Annotated in this window: 5 protein-coding genes; 2 read left to right on the forward strand and 3 right to left on the reverse strand. The window is 63.0% G+C overall.

Going from position 1 to position 3272, the window contains the following annotated elements:
• From EN993_RS33415 to folP, 3 genes are all read right to left on the reverse strand, one after another.
• A partial coding sequence (locus tag EN993_RS33415) for a 2-amino-4-hydroxy-6-hydroxymethyldihydropteridine diphosphokinase (RefSeq protein WP_164757978.1) occupies positions 1-152 on the reverse strand: 152 nt, incomplete at its 3' end.
• Positions 136-495: a dihydroneopterin aldolase gene (gene folB / locus EN993_RS33420; RefSeq protein WP_056582260.1), complete on the reverse strand. Its 360-nt coding sequence runs from the start codon at positions 493-495 to the stop codon at positions 136-138. The genes folB and EN993_RS33415, both read right to left, overlap by 17 nt.
• Positions 496-498: 3 nt before the next feature.
• Positions 499-1350: a dihydropteroate synthase gene (gene folP, locus EN993_RS33425; RefSeq protein ID WP_127266012.1), complete on the reverse strand. Its 852-nt coding sequence runs from the start codon at positions 1348-1350 to the stop codon at positions 499-501.
• A gap of 124 nt (positions 1351-1474) precedes the next feature.
• Here folP and EN993_RS33430 point away from each other — a divergent pair, with 124 nt between their 5' ends.
• Positions 1475-2092 (forward strand): DUF922 domain-containing protein, encoded by a 618-nt coding sequence (locus EN993_RS33430; RefSeq protein ID WP_164548866.1) that lies wholly within the window; start codon positions 1475-1477, stop codon positions 2090-2092.
• Between the two features lie 217 nt (positions 2093-2309).
• Positions 2310-3272, forward strand: a 963-nt coding sequence (locus EN993_RS33435) for an MFS transporter (protein WP_127266013.1), incomplete at its 3' end; no start/stop codon positions are given.

The raw sequence follows: 3272 nt of genomic DNA on the forward strand, positions 1-3272 counted from the left end.
CCCCAGGGCGGCGTGCGATAGAGCGAGGACACGCCGGTGACACGCGTGTCCGCGTCGGCATCCAGCATGCGCAGCGCCGCGCCCATTGATTTCGCCGGGTCGCCAAGATTGCCGCCAAGGCTGAGATAGACCGTGCTATTCGGGCCAGACAACGGTCACCTCGACGTAATCGAGCACGCCGGGCACCGGGGCATTGGGCTTGCGCACCGTGATCTCGGCTTTCTTGATCTGCGGAAAACGCGCCGTCAGCGCACGGGCCACTTCGAGCGCTAGGGACTCGATCAGGAAACGGCGCTGCCCGGTGATGATCTTTTCGATCACCGTGAAGGCAATGCCGTAGTTGACGGTGTCCTCGATGGAATCCTCGACAAGCGCCCGGCCGGGATCAACGGTGAGAGCGGCATCGACATAGAAGCGCTGGCCGAGCCGTTCCTCCTCGTCCAGCACGCCATGCCGGGCAAAGAAAGCGCAGTTCTTCATGCGGATGACATACATCGCTCAGTTTCTCGCCCGGTCGGTTTGACGCGCCAGCATAGCATCTGCGAGCGCCAATGCGTCCACGTTGAATGCGACATCGTGGACGCGAAACAGATCGGCGCCCTTGAGCCGCAAGATGACGCTGGTCGCCGCTGTTCCGACACCTCTGTCAGCCGCATCGCGGCCTGTGACCGTGCCGATGAAGCGTTTTCGCGACGTACCGGCCATCAGCGGCAAGCCGAGCGTATGCAGCTCCGAAAAGCGAGCCATCAGGTCGAGATTTTCCTCCGCCGTCTCCTTGGCGAAGCCGAACCCGGGATCGAGCACGATATGATCATCGGCAACGCCGTTCTGGCGGGCGATTTCGAGCGATTTACGCAGGAACGTCAGCTGATCGGCAATCACGTCCGGCAGCTTCTGGCGATCTCGCCCGGTATGCATGATGACAAGCCCGGCGCCGGTATCGGCGGCGATACGCGCAATGCCGGGTTCGCGCTGCAAACCCCAGACATCATTGACGATATGCGCACCGGCAGCTACCGCAAGCCGCGCCGTCTCGGCACGATAGGTGTCGACCGAAACCAGCACCTCGCTCACGCCCGCCAGCGCTTCGATCACCGGCAGGATGCGGGCCTGTTCCTGGCTGGCCGATACCGCGGCAGCACCTGGGCGGGTCGATTCCCCGCCGACATCGACGACCAGCGCCCCTTCCCCGATCATGCGCCGTGCCTGGACCAGCGCTTTTTCAGGGGCGTCGAACAAACCGCCGTCGGAAAAGCTGTCGGGCGTGACATTGAGGATGCCGACGACCACGGCCTTGCCACCAAGGTCGAGATGGCGTCCATGCGCCAACTGCCATCGCCTAGCCGTCATTGCTCATCAACCATGGAGTTCATCAACCATGTGTGATCCCTGGCGGATCAATTCCGTTGCGTCGGCAACGGCCGTAAAGCAAGGTGGTCGAAGAGGCAACATGATGAAGCGATCCATGCTTGGCATGAAACAATCCTTGGCTTGCGCGCTGCTGCTCGCCGTGACCCCGCTCCCGGCGGGTGCGGCCAATCTCGTCAAGACGTACAGCTATTTCGCCATTGGCGGCAGCACGCTCGAGGACATCGAGGCACAGCTTTCCAAACGCGGGCCGGAGGTGAAAAGCACGGGCATGCGGCACCCCGGCGCCACCCAGATGGCCTTCACCACCCGCATCAGCTATGCGCAGACATCGAGCTCCTGCCGGATCGCCGACGCTGTGGTGACCGTCAAGGTGAAGGTGATCCTTCCCGAGTGGCGCCGCCCGCGCAAGGCCGATGCCGATGTCAGGCTGTTCTGGGATACGCTGTCCGCCGACATCAAGCGCCACGAGGAGCGCCATGTGGAGATCGCCAAGAACCATGGCCGCGAACTCGAAGAGGCCCTGAAAGCCACCTACCCGCAAAAGAACTGCGATGCCGCCAAGGCCAAGGCCGCCGCAATCACCGCGGCTGTCCTGGCCAGCCACGACCGGGCCCAGCTCCAGTTCGACCGTGTCGAAAGCGTCAATTTCGAAAGCCGCATCCTGAGGCTTCTGCGCTACCGGATGGAGCGCATCGGGAACGGCCAGCTGCCGCCGGCCTGAATCCTGCCGAGGCGTTGAATGGCGGCGCAGGCCAATTGCGCTGAAGCTTAGTGCCAGCTTCGAAAAATTTTCGAGCACCGGTCGAAATCGGCCTATACGGGACGACATATGTCGGGTTCGCCAGGGCGACCTTCGAAAGATCAATGCGGCTAACGCGGTCAACACGCTGGAACGGCCGGATGGCGCCGGCCAGCCGCAAGCATACGGATGAATGGACATGGACCAGGCTGTCGATAGTCAGACGGTGGTGAAGGCCGACGCGCCTCTCAGCGAAAGCGAAAAGAACGCCATCATCGGTGGCGTACTCCTGTCGATGCTTCTGGCCGCTCTTGACCAGACCATCGTCGCGCCGGCGATGCCGACCATGGCGCGCCTGCTCGGCCATGCCGAATATCTGCCGTGGATCGTGACCGGTTACCTATTGACCGCCACCGCGATGGCGCCGCTCTATGGCAAGATATCGGACGTTTATGGGCGCCGGCCAACGATTTACGCGGCAATCCTCATCTTCCTTGCCGGATCCCTGGTCAGCGCCATGGCGCCTAACATGCTGGTCCTGATCGTCGGCCGTGCGATCCAGGGTGCCGGTGGCGGCGGCCTGTTTGCGCTGGCGCAGACCGTGATCGGTGACCTCGTGCCGCCGCGCGAGCGCGCGCGTTACTCGGCCTGGATTGCGGGAACCTGGGCGGTCGCCAGCATCGCAGGCCCGCTTTTGGGCGGCACCTTCGCCGAGCATCTGCACTGGTCACTGATCTTCTGGATCAACATCCCGCTTGGTCTCGTCGCCATGGCCATCATCAACAAGCCATTGAGAAAGCTGCCGATCGCGGCAAAACACCATCGCATCGATGGGCTCGGCGCGCTGCTGCTTGTCGCGGCCACCGCCTTGCTGTTGCTGGCGTTGAACTGGGGTGGCAGCGAATATCCGTGGCTGTCACGCGAGATCTTCGGGCTGCTCGCCTGTTCGGCGGTCATCTGGAGCGCCTTTGCGTTGCGGCTGCTGCGCGCGGCCGAACCGCTGATCTCGCTCGAAGTGCTTGGCAACCCGATCGTCCTTGCCGGCACGTTGTCGTTGTTCCTGCTGCAGGCCGCCAATATCGGGCTCGCGGTCTACCTGCCGGTCTACTTGCAGTCCATCCTCGGGCTTTCGGCCAGTGAATCGGGAACCGCCATGCTTGGT

This window comes from Mesorhizobium sp. M7D.F.Ca.US.004.01.2.1, from assembly GCF_003997785.1.
Classification (GTDB): domain Bacteria; phylum Pseudomonadota; class Alphaproteobacteria; order Rhizobiales; family Rhizobiaceae; genus Mesorhizobium; species Mesorhizobium loti.